General features: G+C 31.1%; 22 protein-coding genes and 1 other annotated feature. Of the genes, 4 read left to right on the forward strand and 18 right to left on the reverse strand.

Features of this window, described 5'->3' with window-relative positions; all coding sequences use genetic code 11:
- Window positions 1-6: 6 nt before the first annotated feature.
- Window positions 7-663 (reverse strand): DUF6944 family repetitive protein, encoded by a 657-nt coding sequence (locus tag ACFCYN_RS17120; protein ID WP_375950565.1) that lies wholly within the window; start codon window positions 661-663, stop codon window positions 7-9.
- Window positions 664-771: 108 nt separating this feature from the next.
- Window positions 772-1032 (forward strand) — a binding site (T-box leader).
- A gap of 86 nt (window positions 1033-1118) precedes the next feature.
- On the opposite strand from ACFCYN_RS17120, the gene lysS reads away from it, so the two are divergent.
- Window positions 1119-2675 carry a lysine--tRNA ligase gene (gene lysS, locus ACFCYN_RS17125; RefSeq protein WP_172444376.1) on the forward strand — a complete coding sequence of 519 codons (1557 nt, stop codon included), beginning with the start codon at window positions 1119-1121 and terminating at the stop codon, window positions 2673-2675.
- A 56-nt stretch (window positions 2676-2731) separates the two neighbouring features.
- On the opposite strand, the gene ACFCYN_RS17130 is transcribed toward lysS, so the two are convergent.
- Complete coding sequence (locus tag ACFCYN_RS17130; protein ID WP_375950567.1) at window positions 2732-2884, reverse strand: hypothetical protein; 153 nt, start codon at window positions 2882-2884, stop codon at window positions 2732-2734.
- Between the two features lie 152 nt (window positions 2885-3036).
- On the opposite strand from ACFCYN_RS17130, the gene ACFCYN_RS17135 reads away from it, so the two are divergent.
- Window positions 3037-3546 carry a hypothetical protein gene (locus ACFCYN_RS17135; protein ID WP_375950569.1) on the forward strand — a complete coding sequence of 170 codons (510 nt, stop codon included), beginning with the start codon at window positions 3037-3039 and terminating at the stop codon, window positions 3544-3546.
- 64 nt (window positions 3547-3610) lie between these two features.
- On the opposite strand, the gene ACFCYN_RS17140 is transcribed toward ACFCYN_RS17135, so the two are convergent.
- The 6 genes from ACFCYN_RS17140 to ACFCYN_RS17165 all read right to left on the reverse strand — a co-directional run bounded on the left by ACFCYN_RS17140 (window position 3611) and on the right by ACFCYN_RS17165 (window position 8081).
- Complete coding sequence (locus tag ACFCYN_RS17140) at window positions 3611-3865, reverse strand: diguanylate cyclase domain-containing protein (protein WP_375950571.1); 255 nt, start codon at window positions 3863-3865, stop codon at window positions 3611-3613.
- 179 nt (window positions 3866-4044) lie between these two features.
- A complete protein-coding gene (locus ACFCYN_RS17145) occupies window positions 4045-4662 on the reverse strand; it encodes a rhomboid family intramembrane serine protease (protein ID WP_375950596.1) in 618 nt (205 codons plus the stop codon).
- A gap of 179 nt (window positions 4663-4841) precedes the next feature.
- Window positions 4842-5765, reverse strand: coding sequence for a serine hydrolase domain-containing protein (locus ACFCYN_RS17150; protein ID WP_375950573.1), 924 nt, complete (start codon window positions 5763-5765; stop codon window positions 4842-4844).
- 159 nt (window positions 5766-5924) lie between these two features.
- Window positions 5925-6542 (reverse strand): NUDIX hydrolase, encoded by a 618-nt coding sequence (locus tag ACFCYN_RS17155; protein WP_375950575.1) that lies wholly within the window; start codon window positions 6540-6542, stop codon window positions 5925-5927.
- Window positions 6543-6699: 157 nt separating this feature from the next.
- Window positions 6700-7464: an exodeoxyribonuclease III gene (locus ACFCYN_RS17160; RefSeq protein ID WP_375950577.1), complete on the reverse strand. Its 765-nt coding sequence runs from the start codon at window positions 7462-7464 to the stop codon at window positions 6700-6702.
- The gene (locus tag ACFCYN_RS17165) at window positions 7461-8081 is read right to left on the reverse strand and encodes a 3'-5' exonuclease (RefSeq protein ID WP_375950579.1); all 621 of its coding nucleotides are present in this window, start codon (window positions 8079-8081) and stop codon (window positions 7461-7463) included. The genes ACFCYN_RS17160 and ACFCYN_RS17165 overlap by 4 nt, the downstream gene beginning before the upstream one ends.
- 162 nt (window positions 8082-8243) lie before the next feature.
- Between ACFCYN_RS17165 and ACFCYN_RS17170 the strand changes: the two genes are divergently transcribed.
- Complete coding sequence (locus ACFCYN_RS17170) at window positions 8244-8651, forward strand: CidA/LrgA family protein (RefSeq protein ID WP_172444368.1); 408 nt, start codon at window positions 8244-8246, stop codon at window positions 8649-8651.
- Window positions 8638-9327, forward strand: coding sequence for an LrgB family protein (locus ACFCYN_RS17175; RefSeq protein WP_375950581.1), 690 nt, complete (start codon window positions 8638-8640; stop codon window positions 9325-9327). Before ACFCYN_RS17170 ends, ACFCYN_RS17175 begins: the two co-directional genes overlap by 14 nt.
- Before the next feature lie 46 nt (window positions 9328-9373).
- Here ACFCYN_RS17175 and ACFCYN_RS17180 read toward each other — a convergent pair whose 3' ends face one another.
- The 10 genes from ACFCYN_RS17180 to ACFCYN_RS17225 all read right to left on the reverse strand — a co-directional run bounded on the left by ACFCYN_RS17180 (window position 9374) and on the right by ACFCYN_RS17225 (window position 17680).
- A complete protein-coding gene (locus ACFCYN_RS17180; RefSeq protein WP_216854104.1) occupies window positions 9374-9610 on the reverse strand; it encodes a hypothetical protein in 237 nt (78 codons plus the stop codon).
- Between the two features lie 135 nt (window positions 9611-9745).
- Window positions 9746-10231: a YxiF family protein gene (locus ACFCYN_RS17185; protein WP_375950583.1), complete on the reverse strand. Its 486-nt coding sequence runs from the start codon at window positions 10229-10231 to the stop codon at window positions 9746-9748.
- Window positions 10232-10425: 194 nt separating this feature from the next.
- Complete coding sequence (locus tag ACFCYN_RS17190; RefSeq protein ID WP_375950585.1) at window positions 10426-11313, reverse strand: GNAT family N-acetyltransferase; 888 nt, start codon at window positions 11311-11313, stop codon at window positions 10426-10428.
- A gap of 23 nt (window positions 11314-11336) precedes the next feature.
- A complete protein-coding gene (locus ACFCYN_RS17195; protein WP_375950586.1) occupies window positions 11337-12566 on the reverse strand; it encodes an MFS transporter in 1230 nt (409 codons plus the stop codon).
- 230 nt (window positions 12567-12796) lie between these two features.
- Window positions 12797-13414: a TetR/AcrR family transcriptional regulator gene (locus ACFCYN_RS17200; RefSeq protein WP_172444362.1), complete on the reverse strand. Its 618-nt coding sequence runs from the start codon at window positions 13412-13414 to the stop codon at window positions 12797-12799.
- Between the two features lie 167 nt (window positions 13415-13581).
- Window positions 13582-13893 carry an MTH1187 family thiamine-binding protein gene (locus tag ACFCYN_RS17205; RefSeq protein WP_375950588.1) on the reverse strand — a complete coding sequence of 104 codons (312 nt, stop codon included), beginning with the start codon at window positions 13891-13893 and terminating at the stop codon, window positions 13582-13584.
- A 109-nt stretch (window positions 13894-14002) separates the two neighbouring features.
- On the reverse strand, window positions 14003-14932 hold the full coding sequence (locus ACFCYN_RS17210; RefSeq protein WP_375950590.1) for a D-2-hydroxyacid dehydrogenase: 930 nt from the start codon (window positions 14930-14932) through the stop codon (window positions 14003-14005).
- 498 nt (window positions 14933-15430) lie between these two features.
- Window positions 15431-16153 carry an amino acid ABC transporter ATP-binding protein gene (locus tag ACFCYN_RS17215; RefSeq protein WP_172444359.1) on the reverse strand — a complete coding sequence of 241 codons (723 nt, stop codon included), beginning with the start codon at window positions 16151-16153 and terminating at the stop codon, window positions 15431-15433.
- Window positions 16150-16806, reverse strand: a complete 657-nt coding sequence (locus tag ACFCYN_RS17220; RefSeq protein WP_172444358.1) for an amino acid ABC transporter permease — start codon at window positions 16804-16806, stop codon at window positions 16150-16152. Before ACFCYN_RS17220 ends, ACFCYN_RS17215 begins: the two co-directional genes overlap by 4 nt.
- A gap of 64 nt (window positions 16807-16870) precedes the next feature.
- Window positions 16871-17680 carry a basic amino acid ABC transporter substrate-binding protein gene (locus ACFCYN_RS17225; RefSeq protein ID WP_375950593.1) on the reverse strand — a complete coding sequence of 270 codons (810 nt, stop codon included), beginning with the start codon at window positions 17678-17680 and terminating at the stop codon, window positions 16871-16873.
- Window positions 17681-17766 lie beyond the last annotated feature (86 nt).

Below are 17766 nucleotides of genomic sequence, written 5' to 3' on the forward strand. Positions count from 1 at the left end.
AAAAATTTATATATACCATTCAATTTTTTTATTTGGATAATATCCGTATCTATGTTCTGAATGATTTTCTTCTTCTTTTTGCCTCTTTTTATTCGTCAGTGCATAAACAATTAATATTGCTCCAAAGACTTGAACCCAGCTTCCTACAATTAAAAGTTGGTCTCCTAATATAGCTTTATCATTTAATAAGGCAGCATTCCCTGTTCCATCAATTAACGCGCCTAATCCAATTAATTCACTACCATAAGCTTCGATATTTGATAGAAAAGTACCTTCCTCTAATGCACCAGTTGTTTCAAGTTGAGCACCAATTGTTTGTATTATACTACCAACAAGATTCAACTTATGTCCTTCTTCTTCCAAGCCTTCACGTTCTATATTCGTTGCAATTGTGTTTGTTATGTTACCTGCCGCCTGAGACCAGGCACCAACCATCATGACTAACTCTCTTTCATCATTACCTTCTTTTTTATATAATTTTTCTCTTCCAATTCCTTGCAATGAGTTGCCAAATGATTCGATTGCATTTCCTTTTGCAAATAAATCTCTCCCGAAATCTTCACTAACAATTTTTTTACTTGAAACGCCAACAGCAGAAGTTAATGTACCAAATATTAAAAAGTATCCACCTAACAAAACCAAATCTTCACCCGGGTCGTTCATATTGGCACCTCCCATTTTATTTGCATTTAAATCATTTTATTCAATTTTAATTTTAATTGACAATTATTATTGTTTTAATTAATATAATAACAATAAATATTTCGACAATTAAAAGCCATGAAGAGAAAAGTAGTAAAGCTAACATTATTTACAGAGAACTCCGGTAGCTGAAAAGGAGTAATAATATGCTTTATGAAAAAAAGACTTGGAGCTTCGTATGGAACTAAAGATTACTTTAGGGATAATACGACGGGATCTCCCGTTACAGAGATAGGGTATAAGCTTTATGCCGTACCCGATAAGATTGATATGGTAACGTATCAATAAACTGAGGTGGTACCACGAAGTTTACAAACTCTCGTCCTCAAGATGAATAATCTTGGGGGTGGGAGTTTTTTTATTTTCTTTTTTAAACGATTCAACTAAATAAAACAAAAACTTTGAGGTGAAAAAACATGCATTGGGCATATAAAATCGCAAATGAAATAATTGAAAAATATCCAAATCAAGAAACCTATGTTTGTGCTTCAGGCATTAGCCCATCTGGTTCCGTTCACATAGGAAATTTTCGTGAGATTATTACAACCTATTTTGTCGTTAAAGCATTAAAAAATTTAGGTAAAAAAACAAGATTTATCTTTTCTTGGGATGACTTTGATCGATTCAGAAAAGTCCCAAATAATATTGATCCCTCTTTTAGTAAATATATTAGACAATCGTATTCAAGTATTCCTGATCCGTATGGGTGTCACTCTTCATTTGCTGAACACTTTGAGAAAGAATTTGAAAATGCTTTGACTGATTTTGGAATTGAGATTGAGTTTATATACCAAAGTAAAGAATACAGTTCTGGGCGTTATAAAAATGAAATTATTCACGCACTTGAAACAAGAAAAGAAATCTATGACATTTTAATTAGGTTCAAAACAAATGTTCCAACTGAACAAGAACGAAATGAATTTTATCCAATCACACTTTATTGTGAAAATTGCGAGAAAGATGACACGAAGATTACTGAATATAATAGTAAAAACAAAATTTTATATTATTCATGTAGCTGTGGTTATTCAAATCTTTTAAATGTAAATGATGCACGGAATATTAAATTAAACTGGAAAATAGATTGGGCAATGAGATGGATGAAAGAAGGTGTCGTTTTTGAACCCGGTGGTAGGGATCATTCGTCTGAGACGGGTAGCTATAATGTATCCAAAGAAATAGCGAAAACAATTTTTAATTTTGACGCCCCCCACTATGCTCCTTACGAATTTATTGGCATTAAAGGGCAAAATAAAAAAATGTCAAGTTCGACTGGGAATCTGATTACACCAGCTGAATTGCTGAAAGTTTATTTACCTGAAATAATCCTATTTATGTTTGCAAGATACAAACCAACTGCATCATTCAATATAGGTCTTGATGAAGATGTTATTAAAAACTATTCTGAATTTGAAAGATATAAAGCAAATTTTATGAATCGCACTTTGCATGACCTAGATATTCTTCAGTCCATTGAATTTGCACATAATGATGCGATTGAGACCGATTTCCCTAAATTTAATCACATTGCAAGCATTCTACCTTTAGTGAATTATAATGTAGATTTATTACAAAATATTTTTGAAAATAATGGTGAAACTTATCCAGTTGAAAAAATTCATAAAATCAGTCAACTGGCTGAATATTGGATAAAAAAATATTATCCTCAAAAACATATTATTGTTAATCAACAACAAGCAACGGAATATTATCATTCTTTAACTAAACAACAACAGAATTGGTTAACTGTTTTATGTGATCAAATTTTACAAAATGAAAGCACAGAGACTTTAATGAAAGAATTATATTCAATTTGCTACCATGAAGATAAAAAAATAATGAAAACAAATCAAAAATATTTTTTCACAATGATCTACCAGCTAGTTTTAAATAGACCTAGCGGACCACCAATCCCTTTGTTATTTGAGGCAGTAAGTAAAAATGAACTAATTACTTTACTAAAATTTCATTAAGGTTAAATAATTAAAAATGGGGCTCAATTTGATTATCTGAGTCCCATTTAATTATGCTATTGAATTCGATTTTTAAAAGCTTCTTCTGTTACGATATAATCTTTTTCACGATCTTCATGTTTACGGTCTTCTGGAGCAACTAATGACCCTTTTGGACTAGTTGGCTCATGACCTTTTTTCTTATGATTAAAGCTTTTCCCTCTTGCCATTTAAAATCCTCCTTAAACAAATCATCATTAATAATATGAGTATTTCAACTTTATCTTATAGATGGTAGATTATTACAGAGAGTGCATTTTTTAATTCTAATTTTGATGATATGATAAATGTACAAACCAACTTAAAAAACAGAGGTATATGTATGAAGAAAGAATTTGCAATTGGCATTTCAAATCATATTAAAAACTGGATGGAGTTCAATTATTCGTTATTTGAAATAGAGGAAATTCCAACGACTTTCAATACTTTACAAAATTTTCAACAATGGGCAAATGGAAAACCGATCATTTCAGCTTTTCATTTAAAAAAAATAGAAGAAGAAAGCTACTATTTATTATTTATCGATTGGCATCGAAATGAGAATTATTACTTAGTAATATATGTTGAAAATAAATCAACTACTGCTGCTGAAATAAGGGAGCTTAAAGAAATTGATGGTAAATTTTCATTAGTATGGAAATATAACCCATTAAAGCGTGACGGAAAAAATGCCGAGCGTAAAGCTTATTTCAAACAAGTATTCGGATCTCTTCAAGTAGAAATAAAAATACCTAGCACTTCAAATGACGTTGAAGAGTTTTTTAATAATCTATACAAGCTTTGTAGAAATCGCCAAACAGCTGACCGAATAATTGATGTATTTGATTATTAAATCGATTCCTGTTTATTTAATTAACAAAATAAAGGCTGTCGACTTTTTTTGACAGCCTTTATTTTTAGTCAATAAGAGGATTTTCTGCTTTTAACTCATCATAACAAATTACACAATTTTTCCCGGTTTGTTTCCCTACATACATTGCTTGATCTGCGCGACTGATACTTTCTGATACCCCTTTTTGCGGATCAAACATTGATAATCCGAAAGTCATTGTTACGTGGATAGTATAATTCTCATAGTGATATTCAAACGATATTTTCTTTTGTCTTCCCAGTTTTTTTGCATTAACAATACCCTTCTTATTACATGTCACTTATTTGTTATTTCGAAAAAGTAATCTTAACATTACATTTAGCCACGATCTATACGATTCTCAACCTTTAAAATGTGAAAATAATAGTTGAAATAACGTTAACTCTTATCTAATTTTCAAACAAAACAAACCTAGCTCATCTGAACTAGGTTTGTTTTATAAGTAATTTTAAATGTAAATTAAACATTGACTGAATTTTGAAAACTTGAGGCTTTATTTAATACGATAGGCGTTATTATAAAACCAATTATCAATCCTGCTAAGTGACCTGTTAGACTTGTCGATGGAATGATTAATGAAGAAAGTAGCCCAATTCCTAAAAAAGTAATGACAAACTTGCGATCATCTGAAAATAGCATGTTTTTTCGAAATAAAGTAATAAATAAATACATTCCTAAAAACGCATATCCAACGCCAGATGCGCCTGTTTCAACTGTATTTGGCGTATAGAAAAAATTAATAATAAGACCCGTAATAATGACGGTTGTTAAATAAAAAAGTAAAAACTTTAAAGAGCCTAGTACTCTTTCAAGTGGTCTGCCTAATATAATCATAAAAGTCATATTCATAAAAAAATGTGCGTAGCTGCCGTGCATAAACGCATATGTAAAAAGTCGCCAAATTTCACCTTGATTAACTAATTCGTGCTCATATCCACCTAAATTGATGATGTTTTGAATCGTATATCCTCCTGTAAATGTCGTAATGATTACCAATATAGAACATATGCCAACCATAACAGTTGTTATTGGATATTTCTTAATAAATGTTTTGAAGTCTTCTGTCACTAAAAACATCAATCTCGTCCCTTCTGGAGCTATTATCAAAAAGTTGTATGACCCACTATTACTTAATTCGACATTTTTCAATAAAATCCTATTCTCAAATAAAAAAATCCCACAAATAATTGTGTAGAGAATAGGTATGGATCAATTTAGGGGAAAATAAATACGTAACTGGACAAGATCTCCTTTACTTAAGATGATTGAAAATACTTTTGGAAAATTTTTAATGGGACATTTGTTTCAATATATTTTGCACTCGTAAAAATAGCAACCAATTGTTGTTTTGGTGAAATAATGATACATTGCCCTCCATATCCCATAGCAAAATAAATAGAAGAATCAACTGCTTTTTGCTCATCATTTTCAGCTACCCACCAATGATATCCATATGAACCTACATGATGATATGTATGAAATTTCGCTTTTGTAGACTGTGATACCCAATCACAAGAAATAATCTGTTTATTATTCCATTTTCCATTTTGAAGCATTAAGATTCCAAGTTTTAGCATGTCATTCGGTTTTAAACTTAAACCAAACCCACCGATATTAGTTCCGTTTGAATCCTCGTGCCAAATAAATTCAGTTATTTCTAATGGTTCAAATAAAAATTTATTTGCGAAATTAGCTAATTTTTCTTTCGTTACAATCTGAATAATTGCACTAAGTACTTGTGAAGCTCCAGAGTCATAAATCATTTTTCCCCCCGGACTATTGACCATTTCTTTCTCTAAAACGTATTGTACCCAGTCTTTACTATTAATCATCGGTACAGGTCTACCACCCCATTCTCCCCATTCTTGCCAGTCATACCCTGCTGTCATTGTTAGAAAATGTTCAATTGTGAGCTCCTTTTTGTTTGGTTCTATATTTGGGAAGAATTCTGAAATTGGTGTCTTTACACTTTCAATAAATCCTTTATCAATTGCAATTCCTAATAGCATAGATAAAACACTCTTAGTCACTGAATTAACCTTAAATAATTTAGTTTCACTTTTCGTATTTTTATAATATTTATACTTAATTTCACCATATTGATAGATGATGCATGTAGCGATACGCTCTTTTATTAGTTCATCTTCTAACTGTTCATAATTCATTGTATTTATTTTCAAGTTATTTCTCCTTATCGCACGCTTTCAAGTAGTTTTACTAATTTATGTATTAATCTTCCCATTAATCAAAAAAAAGCAAATAATCATTCATAAAAACAAAGCGAGCTGCAACAGCAACTCTAAATTGTTTGTCATTCGCAATATTTATCTATCTAGTATTTAATCAAACCATGTTTCTTTTAAAGGATTTTGATAGTATTCATACATTAACTCGATTTGAGCAGCGGTGTTACGGCTTAGTGAAAGTTCCGGTAATCGACCTACATCAAAAAAATCAATTCCACTCGTTTCTATACCTGTAGTAGAAATACCACCTACAATTTCACATTGGATAAATAGCTTGTAATAGTGATATAACTGAGGCGGATGAGCATGTTTGGTCATATCTAAAACTGCTAGTAGTTTCTTCGTCTCAACTTTATAGCCTGATTCCTCAAAAATTTCTTTTACGACATTTTCAGAAGCTGATAAGCCTACATCACAAAATCCACCCGGTAAAGACCACTTATTCTCACTTTTTTCTCTTACTAATAAAATTTTCCCATCTTTAAAAACGACACCTCTAACATCAACTTTAGGCGTTGGATAACCTCGTTCATTAGCGAATAATCCCTCGATTTCTTCGAATTGTAAGTTAGAGTATTGATTCAAAATATCCGCACTAATATTTCTTAATTCTTCATATCTTTCTTTATCAAAAGGATCTTTCGTAAAGGCCAATCCTGCTTGAGAAATTGCTTGGATTCGCTGTGCCCATTGTAGCCACTTTAAACTCATTGGAGCCATCCTTTCCAAAACATTTTTATTATTTTACTAAATTTCTATCTATATAATTTGTCCTAACGTTAGTTTACGCACCAGTAACTCCTGTTGACATAATAATTGCCTAAAATTAAAAAAGAAAGCTCTAAATACTAAGAACTTTCTTCTCAAATTAAATAATCGAATCTTTCATCGTCAACATAATCGGACAATGGTCACTGCCCATTATTTCGGCGTGAATTTCTGAGTTAATTAATTCAGTTTGAAGTCGATTTGAAATAATAAAATAATCAATACGCCATCCAATATTTCGCTCACGCACTTTTGCCATATAAGACCACCAAGTATATGAACCTTCTTTAGTTGGATTTAAAAATCGAAAACTATCTGTAAATCCATTCTCTAATAAAACAGACATTTTCCCACGTTCTTCTTCAGTAAAGCCCGAATTTTTACGATTAGATTTTGGATTTGCCAAATCAATTTCATTATGTGCAACATTTAAGTCTCCACATAATATGACTGGTTTTTGCTCATCAAGTTTCGTTAAATAATGTTTAAACTCATCTTCCCATTCTAATCTGATTGGTAATCTTGCCAAATCTCGTTGTGAATTAGGCGTATAAACATTTACCATATAAAATTTTTCAAACTCTAAAGTTAATACTCTTCCTTCTATATCTTCTTCTTTTCCATTAAATCCATAACTTACATTTAATGGTTGATGTTTCGTAAAAATTGCAGTTCCTGAATAACCTTTTCTAACTGCCGAATGCCAATATTGATAATAACCGTCTAACTCCAATGATATTTGATCTTCTTGGCACTTCGTTTCTTGAATACAAAAAATATCTACATTTTGTTCATTAAAATAATCTAAAAAACCTTTTTGTACACATGCTCTAATTCCATTTACATTCCATGATATTAATTTCATACATTTTTCTCCAATTTACGTTTCGGTTTTGGTTTTACTAAAGATGAACGATAGTCAAACTGATGAATTTGACCATGGTAAATTGAAGTTTTATCGTATAACTCTTCAACAGATGAGATTTCATATTTCTTCGTTAAATGTAGAAATATTTTAGCACATGCTTCTGCATCTGCTAATGCATGGTGATGGTGATCTAATAAAATACCAAACTGGTTTGACAAAGTATCTAAGGAATAACGGGATTGTTTTGGCAACACCTTTTTAGCAAGCTGAAGTGAACATAATAAATTGTTTAAAGCTGAAGGTACCCCATATCTTGATAAATTATCTTTTAATGCATAACCATCAAACGCTAAATTATGTGCTACCAGTGTTTTCCCATCAATTTTACTTTTAATTGTTTCATAAAATTCCGGGAAAAGCGGTGCATCCTGAACATCTCTTGGTCTAATTCCGTGCACAGAAATATTCATAGAATAAAATTCTTCTTCAGGATTAATAAGTGAGTAAACTTGATCAACAATTACTCCATCTTCAACAAATACAAAACCGGCTGCGCAAATGCTATGGCGATTGTAATTTGCCGTTTCAAAATCAAACGCTACAAATGAATTCATATTATTTAACTTCCTCTGTTTTTATGATAATTCTATTATAAACTTTTTTAAAAAAAGATGCATTTTTATAATAACGAAAAAAATTCACATTTTCGTCACAATTTATTGTACAATATGTAGATTAATAATCTCTTAGTCAGTAAGATTCAAAGGATGTTGATCATGAAATTTGTACAATTGATTGTTCAAATAAGTTTTTTATACTTATTATTTTTTATCGGAAATTTAATACAGCAATACTTTCATTTAATGATTCCGGGAAGCATTATTGGTATGTTTTTACTATTTGGTATACTATTTATTCCTTTTTTTAATGAAAAATGGATACAAAATGGAAGCAATTTTTTAAGTAAGCACTTAACTCTTTTATTTATTCCAGCAACAGTAGGAATCATGAGATATCCTTCCATCTTAAACTTTCATGGATTCATTTCTATTATTATTGTATTAGTCAGTACTGCAGTGGTATTTAGTACTTCAGCTTATATTAGTTCGTATCTTTCAACGAGAACCCGTAAAAAACAAACGGAAGATCTAGTGATTGGGAGGGATACGAATGAAGGACTTTAAGAGTTTGCTATTTATTCTATTAACCATTTTATGTTATATACTGGCTAAAAAAATGTACGCTAAATTTACTTATCCGTTATTAATTCCGATTGTAACCTCAACTACAGTTATTATCTTACTTCTTCTAAAACTTCATATTACTTATGAATCGTACATGCTTGGTGGTAAATGGATCAATTTGCTTTTAGGACCTGCAGTTGTTTCCTTTGCCTATCCATTATTTGAACACCGAGCAACTTTAAAGAAATATGGTATGTCTGTATTCATTAGTGTATTTGCTGGAACAGTCGTTGGATTATTATCAGGTGTCTACTTATCGTTGTGGCTCGGAGTTAAAAAAGTGATTATACTTTCTTTAGCTGCAAAATCAGTTACTACCCCACTAGCTATGGGGATTACTTCAATGATTGGTGGCATTCCGTCTTTAACTGTTGTTTATGTAATGATTGCAGGTATATCTGGTACGATGTTTGGCCCATTTATTCTATCAAAGCTTAAAATAGACCACCCAGTTTCAATTGGTCTATCATATGGTATTGCATCTCATGGTGTTGGTACTGCTAAAGCCGCAGAATACGGGAAGTTACATCAAGCAATCAGTTCAATAGCAATGACATTAAGTGCAATTTTAGCTTCTTTACTGATTCCTTTTTTAATCAAAATCATTATAAAATAAAACGAAAAAAGCCACATAAAAAATGTGGCTTTTATTGTTTTTTAGTTTACCAAGGTCTTCCACAACATGGGCCATATCCGCCCCATGGACGATAGTAACCCCACGGTCTTCCCCATCCCCAAGGACGACCCCAACCCCATGGTCTTCCCCATCCCCAAGGTCCAAATGCCGCTGCTCCAAATAAAAATGGGAAGAAGAATGGGAAAAATCTTTCATCCTCATTTTGCTGTACTTGTGGATATTGGTAATAAGGTTGCTCAATTTGATGACGATAATCATACATTTTAAATCACCTCCATACTAACTATTGTACGGAGATTAGCTCATTTAGGAGCAAGGTCAAGTATATAGGCATAAGTACAAAAATGAAATGTAACATTCTGAATTTGATATGGTATTAATTTACTTAAAGCATGCTTTAGAAACCCCAGCTAGTAAATATATCCCAATATTCGAACCTTTCAATACAAATTCCTAATTTAAATGTAGATTCAACTACTACAAAATCAAAATCACCCTTATAATACCCGCTAAAGTTAACAATCCACTTAATATCACTAAAAATATCTTTTAACCTTAAACTGATTGCTCCTGTTTCACGATAATTGAAATGAAATATAATTACTACCATTTCTAGTAGATGTGTGGGAATTTTCTTATATAACAATTCAAGTTCCTTAACTGCTTTAGGGTAACTATGTTTAAACTTAAATTCTTCTTTATTTTCACCTAACATTTCTATTTCGTTGTAAAAATTAATAAGTAATTTTCTAGAAAATTGAGGATCTACAAAAGAACTAAATGTTAGATGAATGTCTTTAGATATATATTCTTTAATTATGTTATTTCTGTTATTTTTCATTTGAAGTAATTTAATCTTTTCTTTACGCTCATCAAGATCCACTTAAATATTCTCCTCTCATTAATGAATATATTAGTTCTATTTTAACAAAAAGTTATATCGCACAAATAGTATGTATCCTTTTTGTCAAATAAGAATTTTATAAATACCACAACAAAAATAGAGATGCAAATTGCATCTCCAAATTATACTTTATTGATTGTTTCACCACTGAACCGAATTTTATTAATCCTAGTCTATATTAATTTATACATCTCATATTGAGCTATTTTTTCTCTCTTAAATTCTAATTTATTCATAAAACCTTCTAAGCTATTATTATTTGGGATTGATGTTGAAATCGCTTTTAAATTTAGTTCAGTAGATGCATATTGTAATAAGTTAGTTGCTATTTTTTGATGGCGGTATGCTTTATCTACCATTAGAAAGCTTATTCTACCATTTGCATTTATAGCCAATGCTCCTATGTTTTCATTGTTAACTTTAGCTAAATAGTAACTAAAATTAGTTAGTTTTTCTAAATAATCAATATCATTTTGCCAGTTTATATGGTAATCCCATTTATTAAAGGTTTCCTTAAAATGATGAAAATCGACTTTATTGATCTCTGCATTTGCTTGGCTTTGTAATTGTTGCAAGTTAGTTAAATCAGTTTTTGAGAAATAAGAAAGATCATAGATTTTTTCATAGCCTAGTTTTTTATAGAAATTAATCGCGCGGTCATTTCCAACGATTACTTCAAGGAAAAGTTGTTTACATCCATTTTTCTCTGCTTCTTCTTTGTGAAGTTCAAATAACTTCTGACTGACACCTACTCCTCTATAATCTGGACTAATTGCCAATGTTCCGCATCGCATTGTTTTAATATTTTCATAGGTTTTAATACCACCTAATATAACTCCAACTGCTTCATTTTCATGAATCGCTACAAACGAGTGCTCAAGTTTGTTCCCTTCTGCTCCGAAAAACACATTAACAAATTGTTCCTTTGAGTACTCAAATTTAACCATGTAATCTGAAAAACCAATTGAAAATGCTTGAAATGCTAAATCAATATCCACTTCGCTACATCTGAAAAAATTTATTTTCTCTAGTTCTATACTATTTTTCAAATTTGTTTCCATACAATCACGTCCTTTGTCTATTATTATTTAGAAACCATGATTTCATTTTCAGTATTTTGAATAGAATCATAGTTAAAATTGATTTTTCTCTTAATTAGTAAGTAACCGATTACAGACATAATCATTATGATTAAGCTTCCATGAAACAACCAGACTAGATGTGGCATCGTTATAAATGATAATAATGGTGATGCCGCTACAAAACCAATTGTAAAACCTACTCTATTTAATAAATTGGCTACACCGAAGATTCTTCCTCTTATTGAATTTTCAGTTTTTTGAATCATTGTTGAAAAGTAAGTTCCGGCTGCATTATCAAAAAAGCCTGTGAAAAATGCAAATAAGAATACAATCCATAAAATTTGATTAGATAAAAATAAAATGAATCCTAATGATGTTAATACTGATGCTCCGTAATACATAAATAAATAATGTTGCTTTAACCACGAAACCTTTGGAATCAACCAAGTCGAAATGATTCCTCCAATACCCCAGGTTCCCCAAATTAATCCTTGATAAAATGTTGCATGTTCTGAACTTATTTTTTCTGCTAAAATAGGTACTCCAACATTATGAGAACTGGCTGAAAATGTTTGAAACAAAAAGACAATGAACACTAATAATAATAGTGGTTTGACCAGTACGTAAGTTTTCACTTCTTTTAAATCGTCAATCAACTGTCGCCAATGTTTATTTCCATTATTTTTAACTGTATTTTCCCATTTATAAAAGATTAAAACAAAAGCTGACATGAAATATGAAATTGCATCAATTCCAATAATCACTCGATAATTTACTACTGTTGATAAGAAAGCTGATCCTAAAAATCCAATAACCATACTAATTGCAGCAAGCCGAGAAATAAATGCATTAATTTTCAAAATATTTTCTTCACCAAATATCTGTGGTAAATCAGCACTAAAGCTGACTGAAAAAAAGCTTCCCAATGCACCTATAACAAATGCTGCAATTGCAATCATAGTAGGCGAAGGGAAAATACATAAAAATAAGATACTAATACCTCTAGTAATATCACTAAATATCATTAGCTTTCTTCGATTATATCGATCTGCAATTACGCCAGAGAATAAACTTGTTAAAATCCCTCCACAAACACGGAGTGCTAGAACTGCTGCTAGCCATGTTGTGCTTTTCGTCATCGAATAGATTACTGCATTCATGATAACCAATTCCATCATACTACCTATATCTGAGAATGCTTTTGTATATAAAAAGTAAACCTTCTTTCCCACAATAATCCCTTCAATCTACCAAAATTATAAAACAAATCACTTTAGCAAAACATAGATAAGTAAATTAGTCTAATTTGAACTGAATTCATTGTTATTCCTCCTTTCAATTCAAAACTGACTATTAAGTTTATTTTATTCTATGAATAGTGTATGTTGTTTGCTTTATTTTTAACATATAAAATTTCAGAATTTTTTTAGGTAGGAAAGTATTGACCTTCACTACCTAAAATTTATTTACTAATTAAAATATAAGACATAATCATTTCTTCAATTGTTTTAAATTGCGCCTTGTAAATTTCATCATCTTCTACAACCGAATAATGTAAACAGATGCCATCAATATTAGCCCAAAACAAGCTTGAAATAATATCAGGATCGATATTATTCTTAAATTCACCTTCTGCTATTCCTTGTTTAATAATTTCACTTAAAAATAAGCGATATTGATTTTTATATCTTTCAATCATGATCGCTTGTAAGTTTTCATGCCTAGCCGAATTAATCCAAAACTCCAATTGTACTCTAATCATATTACGCCATATTTCCGTTAAAGTAATTTCAATATACATTTGAAATAGCTCTTTCAACTTATCTTTTGGTGAACTAATATTTTGAAATCGTTGATTAATTTTTTCAAATGTTTGAACTGTTCTTTCTTGCATTAAAGTCAAATACAGCTCTTCCTTACTTTTAAAATAATTATAAATTAACCCTTTACTCGTTTTTGAATATGCAACAATATCATCCATGGTTGTCGTATGATATCCTTTTTCTCCAAAACATTTTAAAGCACTTTCAAGAAGACTCTCTCTTTTGCGTTCTTTATAATCATCTGAGACTTTTGGCATTGAACACATTCCTTTACTCTTTAAATATATTTAAACTGACTATTTAGTTTAGTTTATCAACTAAATTATGGAATTTCAATAAAATATTCAAAATAATCACACGATTATTTTCAAATGAAAAAAAGTGACTAATAGTCGTTAGACCTAGTCACTTTATGCAGACATGATTAGTTTTGTTCAAGCTTTGCTTTAACAGAAGCTAATTTACCTTCCATTGTGCTCTTCTTGTCACGGCGATCATCGATTCGAATTGTTGTCGCAACTCTTGAAATTCCATTTGCAAATGGTACTTCATGCATTTCTTGAACAACTTTTAATAATAATGGTAATTCACCTTCAATAATTGTATTCATAGGAGTAAGTTGGTATTTAACTTCACTTTCATACTTTTCTAAAACTTTATGTATATTAGCTACATATGCACTCACACTAGGTGTTTCAGTGCCAATTGGTACGATTGAAACATCAATAATTGCCATTTTTTAATTTGCCCCTTTTATCATCAATTTCTTACATGTTATATCCTACCATGTTTATGAAAAAAATGAAAAATTTAACCATTTAATGATTGGCTAGTTTTAGATATGATTAATAACCTTTGTCAATTTTAACTTTATTTCTTAGTTGTTCATTATTTTCTAATTTTGAAAGAGTGTCCACAAAACACTTAACTCCATCATTTGGTAAAGTAACCGCTGAAATATGCGGTGTTATTTTAACATTAGACATTTGCCATAATTCTGAATCCGCTGGAAGTGGCTCAACCGCAAAAACGTCTAAAATAGCTTTTCTTATTTTTCCACTTTTCAAAGCTTCTTTTAAAGAATCTTCACATACAGTTGCTCCTCTACCCACATTTATAAAACCTGCATTATTCAAATTTTTAAACGTATCCATATTTAGTATATTTTTCGTTTCATTTGTTGATGGAAGAACACTGATAATCCAATCCGCATTGTCTAAAATTGTGGATGCTTCACCGAATGGTACTATTTTTTCGAAATACGGCTTTTCGTTTCCACTCATCGAGACACCAAACACCTTTATGCCTAAGTTTGATAAAACTTTTGCGATATATCCACCGATTTCACCTGTACCATAAATGACTACTTTTTGATCTTCTAATGATTTCGGTATGTGAAATTCCCACTTATTTTCAGACTGTAAACTTGAAAATTGTTCGTGCAATTGTGAATCCTGGAGTATGTAACTTAAACAATATTGGCTCATCTTTGGACCAAAAACGTCAATTGTTCTTGTTAAGAGCACATCATTTTTCCAGTTTATTTTCATAAAACTATCAACACCTGCAGCTAATGAATGTACCCATTTGATGTTTCCAAACTCAAAATTTGGCGTCGGACGAAATCCAACATATGTATCAGCCCACTCATAATCCTCTTTCGTTACTTCATCTTCCGGTAAAAAACGAAATTCCTTTGTTAGATTGTATGAATCAATAATGTCTTTAAGCTTATGTTGGATTCGACTAGTTACTAATATTTTTTGACTGTTCATCGTTCTCTACTCCTTTATATTTGCTACCTAAATTTTAACATAATATTTCGAAAACAATAAAAAGAAAGACTTTAGAAATTTACTATTACAATGAGGGTGACCTATAAGTCTATCATTTGGGAATCAAATTTGAGAAATTGAAAATTAAAATGCGGAGGACTCATCTGCAAAAAAGGTTGTGAGTCGTGCAAATAAGTGTGTTAGAACAGCAATTAAGTAGTTGATGATCGCAAACAAATATGGATTCGTTGCAATTAAAACATCAATAAGTGCAAATAATCGGATGAAATACCCCTATCGGTAATAATATTAAACCTAAATGTAGATTCTTTTCAAATGCCAAACTAGCAAACTAGCTATAATTTTTTTAAAAATGCATAAAAACATGATAAAAATCAATTACTTTTCTATAAAAATGATTGATAAATAAACTTCATATTAAAAAACGCCGAAATATACACTCTAGGTATCTCCGGCGTATTCAGTTTACTTTCTACCTTATAATACTTTACTTAAAAAGCTTTTCGTACGTTCATGCTTTGGAAAGTCAAATATTTGACCTGGATCGTTTTCTTCTACAACATATCCTTGATCCATAAAAATTACGCGATCACCAACTTCTCGTGCAAAGCCCATTTCGTGCGTAACAATGACCATTGTCATTCCTTCTCTAGCTAATTGCTTCATAACTTCTAATACTTCACCGACCATTTCAGGGTCAAGGGCAGAAGTTGGTTCGTCAAACAACATAATTTTAGGTTCCATCGCCAGCGCTCTCGCAATTGCTACACGTTGCTTTTGACCACCAGATAGAGAGTCAGGATACACATTTGCTTTATCTGACAGTCCGACTTTTTTTAGTAGTTCTAATGCTCTTGTTCTAGCGATATCATTCGGTTTATTTCTAACCTTTTTAGGAGCTAGAGTAATATTTTCTAAAACTGTTAAATGTGGGAATAAATTAAAATGTTGAAATACCATGCCTACTTCAGTACGAACTTTATTTATATTAGTCTTTTTATCTGTAATATCGACATTCTCGATAAATACTTTTCCCGCAGTAATTGTTTCTAACATATTTAAACATCGAAGAAAAGTTGATTTTCCCGAACCAGAAGGACCAATCACAACGCATACTTCGCGTGGTTGAATTGTAATGTTGATATCCTTTAATACTTCAAGCGAACCAAATGATTTTTTTAGTTTTTCTACTTTAATCATCCTGTTGTCAACCTTCTTTCGATACGATTTAATACAAAGCTTAATGACAATGTCAGTACTAGATAGATAGCAGCGGCTGAAAAGTAAGGCTCCCAAACTTTATAATATTGCCCTTGCATAGCTCTACTCCAATACATAATTTCAGGTGCTGCAATGATGGCTGCTATTGAAGATTCTTTAATTAATACGATAAATTCATTTCCAAGCGGAGGAATCATACGTTTTACAGCTTGAGGCAAAATAACATTTCTCATTGCTTGTCCATGTGTCATTCCAAGCGAGCGTGAAGCCTCCATTTGCCCTTTATCAATTGATTGAATTCCAGCGCGGAAAATTTCAGCAATATACGCTGCTGCATTTAATGAAAGTGCGATGATTGAAGCTGCAATCGCATTTGTCTCACCTATGAAATACGGAACTACACCGAAATGTATAAGCAAAATTTGTACAAATAAGGGTGTTCCTCTAAAGAAATTGATATACCATTTAAATGGAAGTGCTAACCATTTATTTTTTAGCATTTTACCTAATCCAATAAATAATCCAATTATTGTACCAAAGAAGATCCCTGCAAAAGATAAACCAATTGTTAATGCAGTTCCTTTAAGGAAAAACGGTATGTACTCTTTTATAATGCCAAAATCAAATCCCATTTCTTTTCCCCCATTTAGATAAAATTGCGTAACACAAATTTTGCGTTACGCAATTTTTAATTTACTATTTATTTTCTTCTGCTTTTAATGTCGCAAGATCTGGCTCTGAACCGAAATGCTTTTTATAAATTTCTTCATAAGTTCCATTGTTTACGACTTCCTTAATCGCTTTATCTAGTTTACCTTTTAATTTACTTCCATCCTGAAGTAATAAGCCATAGTATTCAGGTTCAAAACTATTTTTATCATCAATAACTACTAACTTTTTATCAGGGTTATTTTTTGCATAAGCTTCAAGTACCCCATTATCAGCAACTACAGCATCAGCTCCGTGGTTAAGAAGTTCTAAAATTGCTAAATTGTTATTTTCGAATTTTTTTAGATTTTTATTGTTCTTTCCAAATATTTTTTCAACTGCTGCTTGGCCTGTTGTACCATTTTGTACTGCAACAACTTTCCCTTTTAAATCTGCAGCTGATTTAATACTACTACCTTCAGTAACTAAGATTTTATTAATTGAAAGAAAATATGGAGTCGTAAAATCATATGTTTTCTCACGATCTGCGTCAATTGAGATTGAAGACATGCCAATGTCTGCAGTCTTTCCACCAATTTCAGCAAATAAAGGATCCCAACCCGTATTAACAATTTTTATTTTCAATCCAGCCTCTTTAGCTACGGCATTCGTAAAATCAACATCAAAACCAACTATTTTACCATTTTCAAGATATTCAAATGGTGCATATGCAGCATCAGTAACAACTCTTAATGGTTTGTCCGCTGATCCAGTCGTTTTGGCATCCTTTCCACATCCCGTTAAAGTAAGAACTGTTGTAACTGCAAGTGCAAACGATAGTGTCTTAAACTTTTTCATTTAAATACCCCCAATTAGTTTAAATATGTAATTTAGCTTTCGATTAGGTTGAATATATAGAAAATTTAATATATTTAGATTTTTTA

Origin of the sequence: Gottfriedia sp. NPDC056225 (assembly GCF_042267765.1) — a bacterium.
GTDB lineage: Bacteria > Bacillota > Bacilli > Bacillales > Bacillaceae_G > Gottfriedia.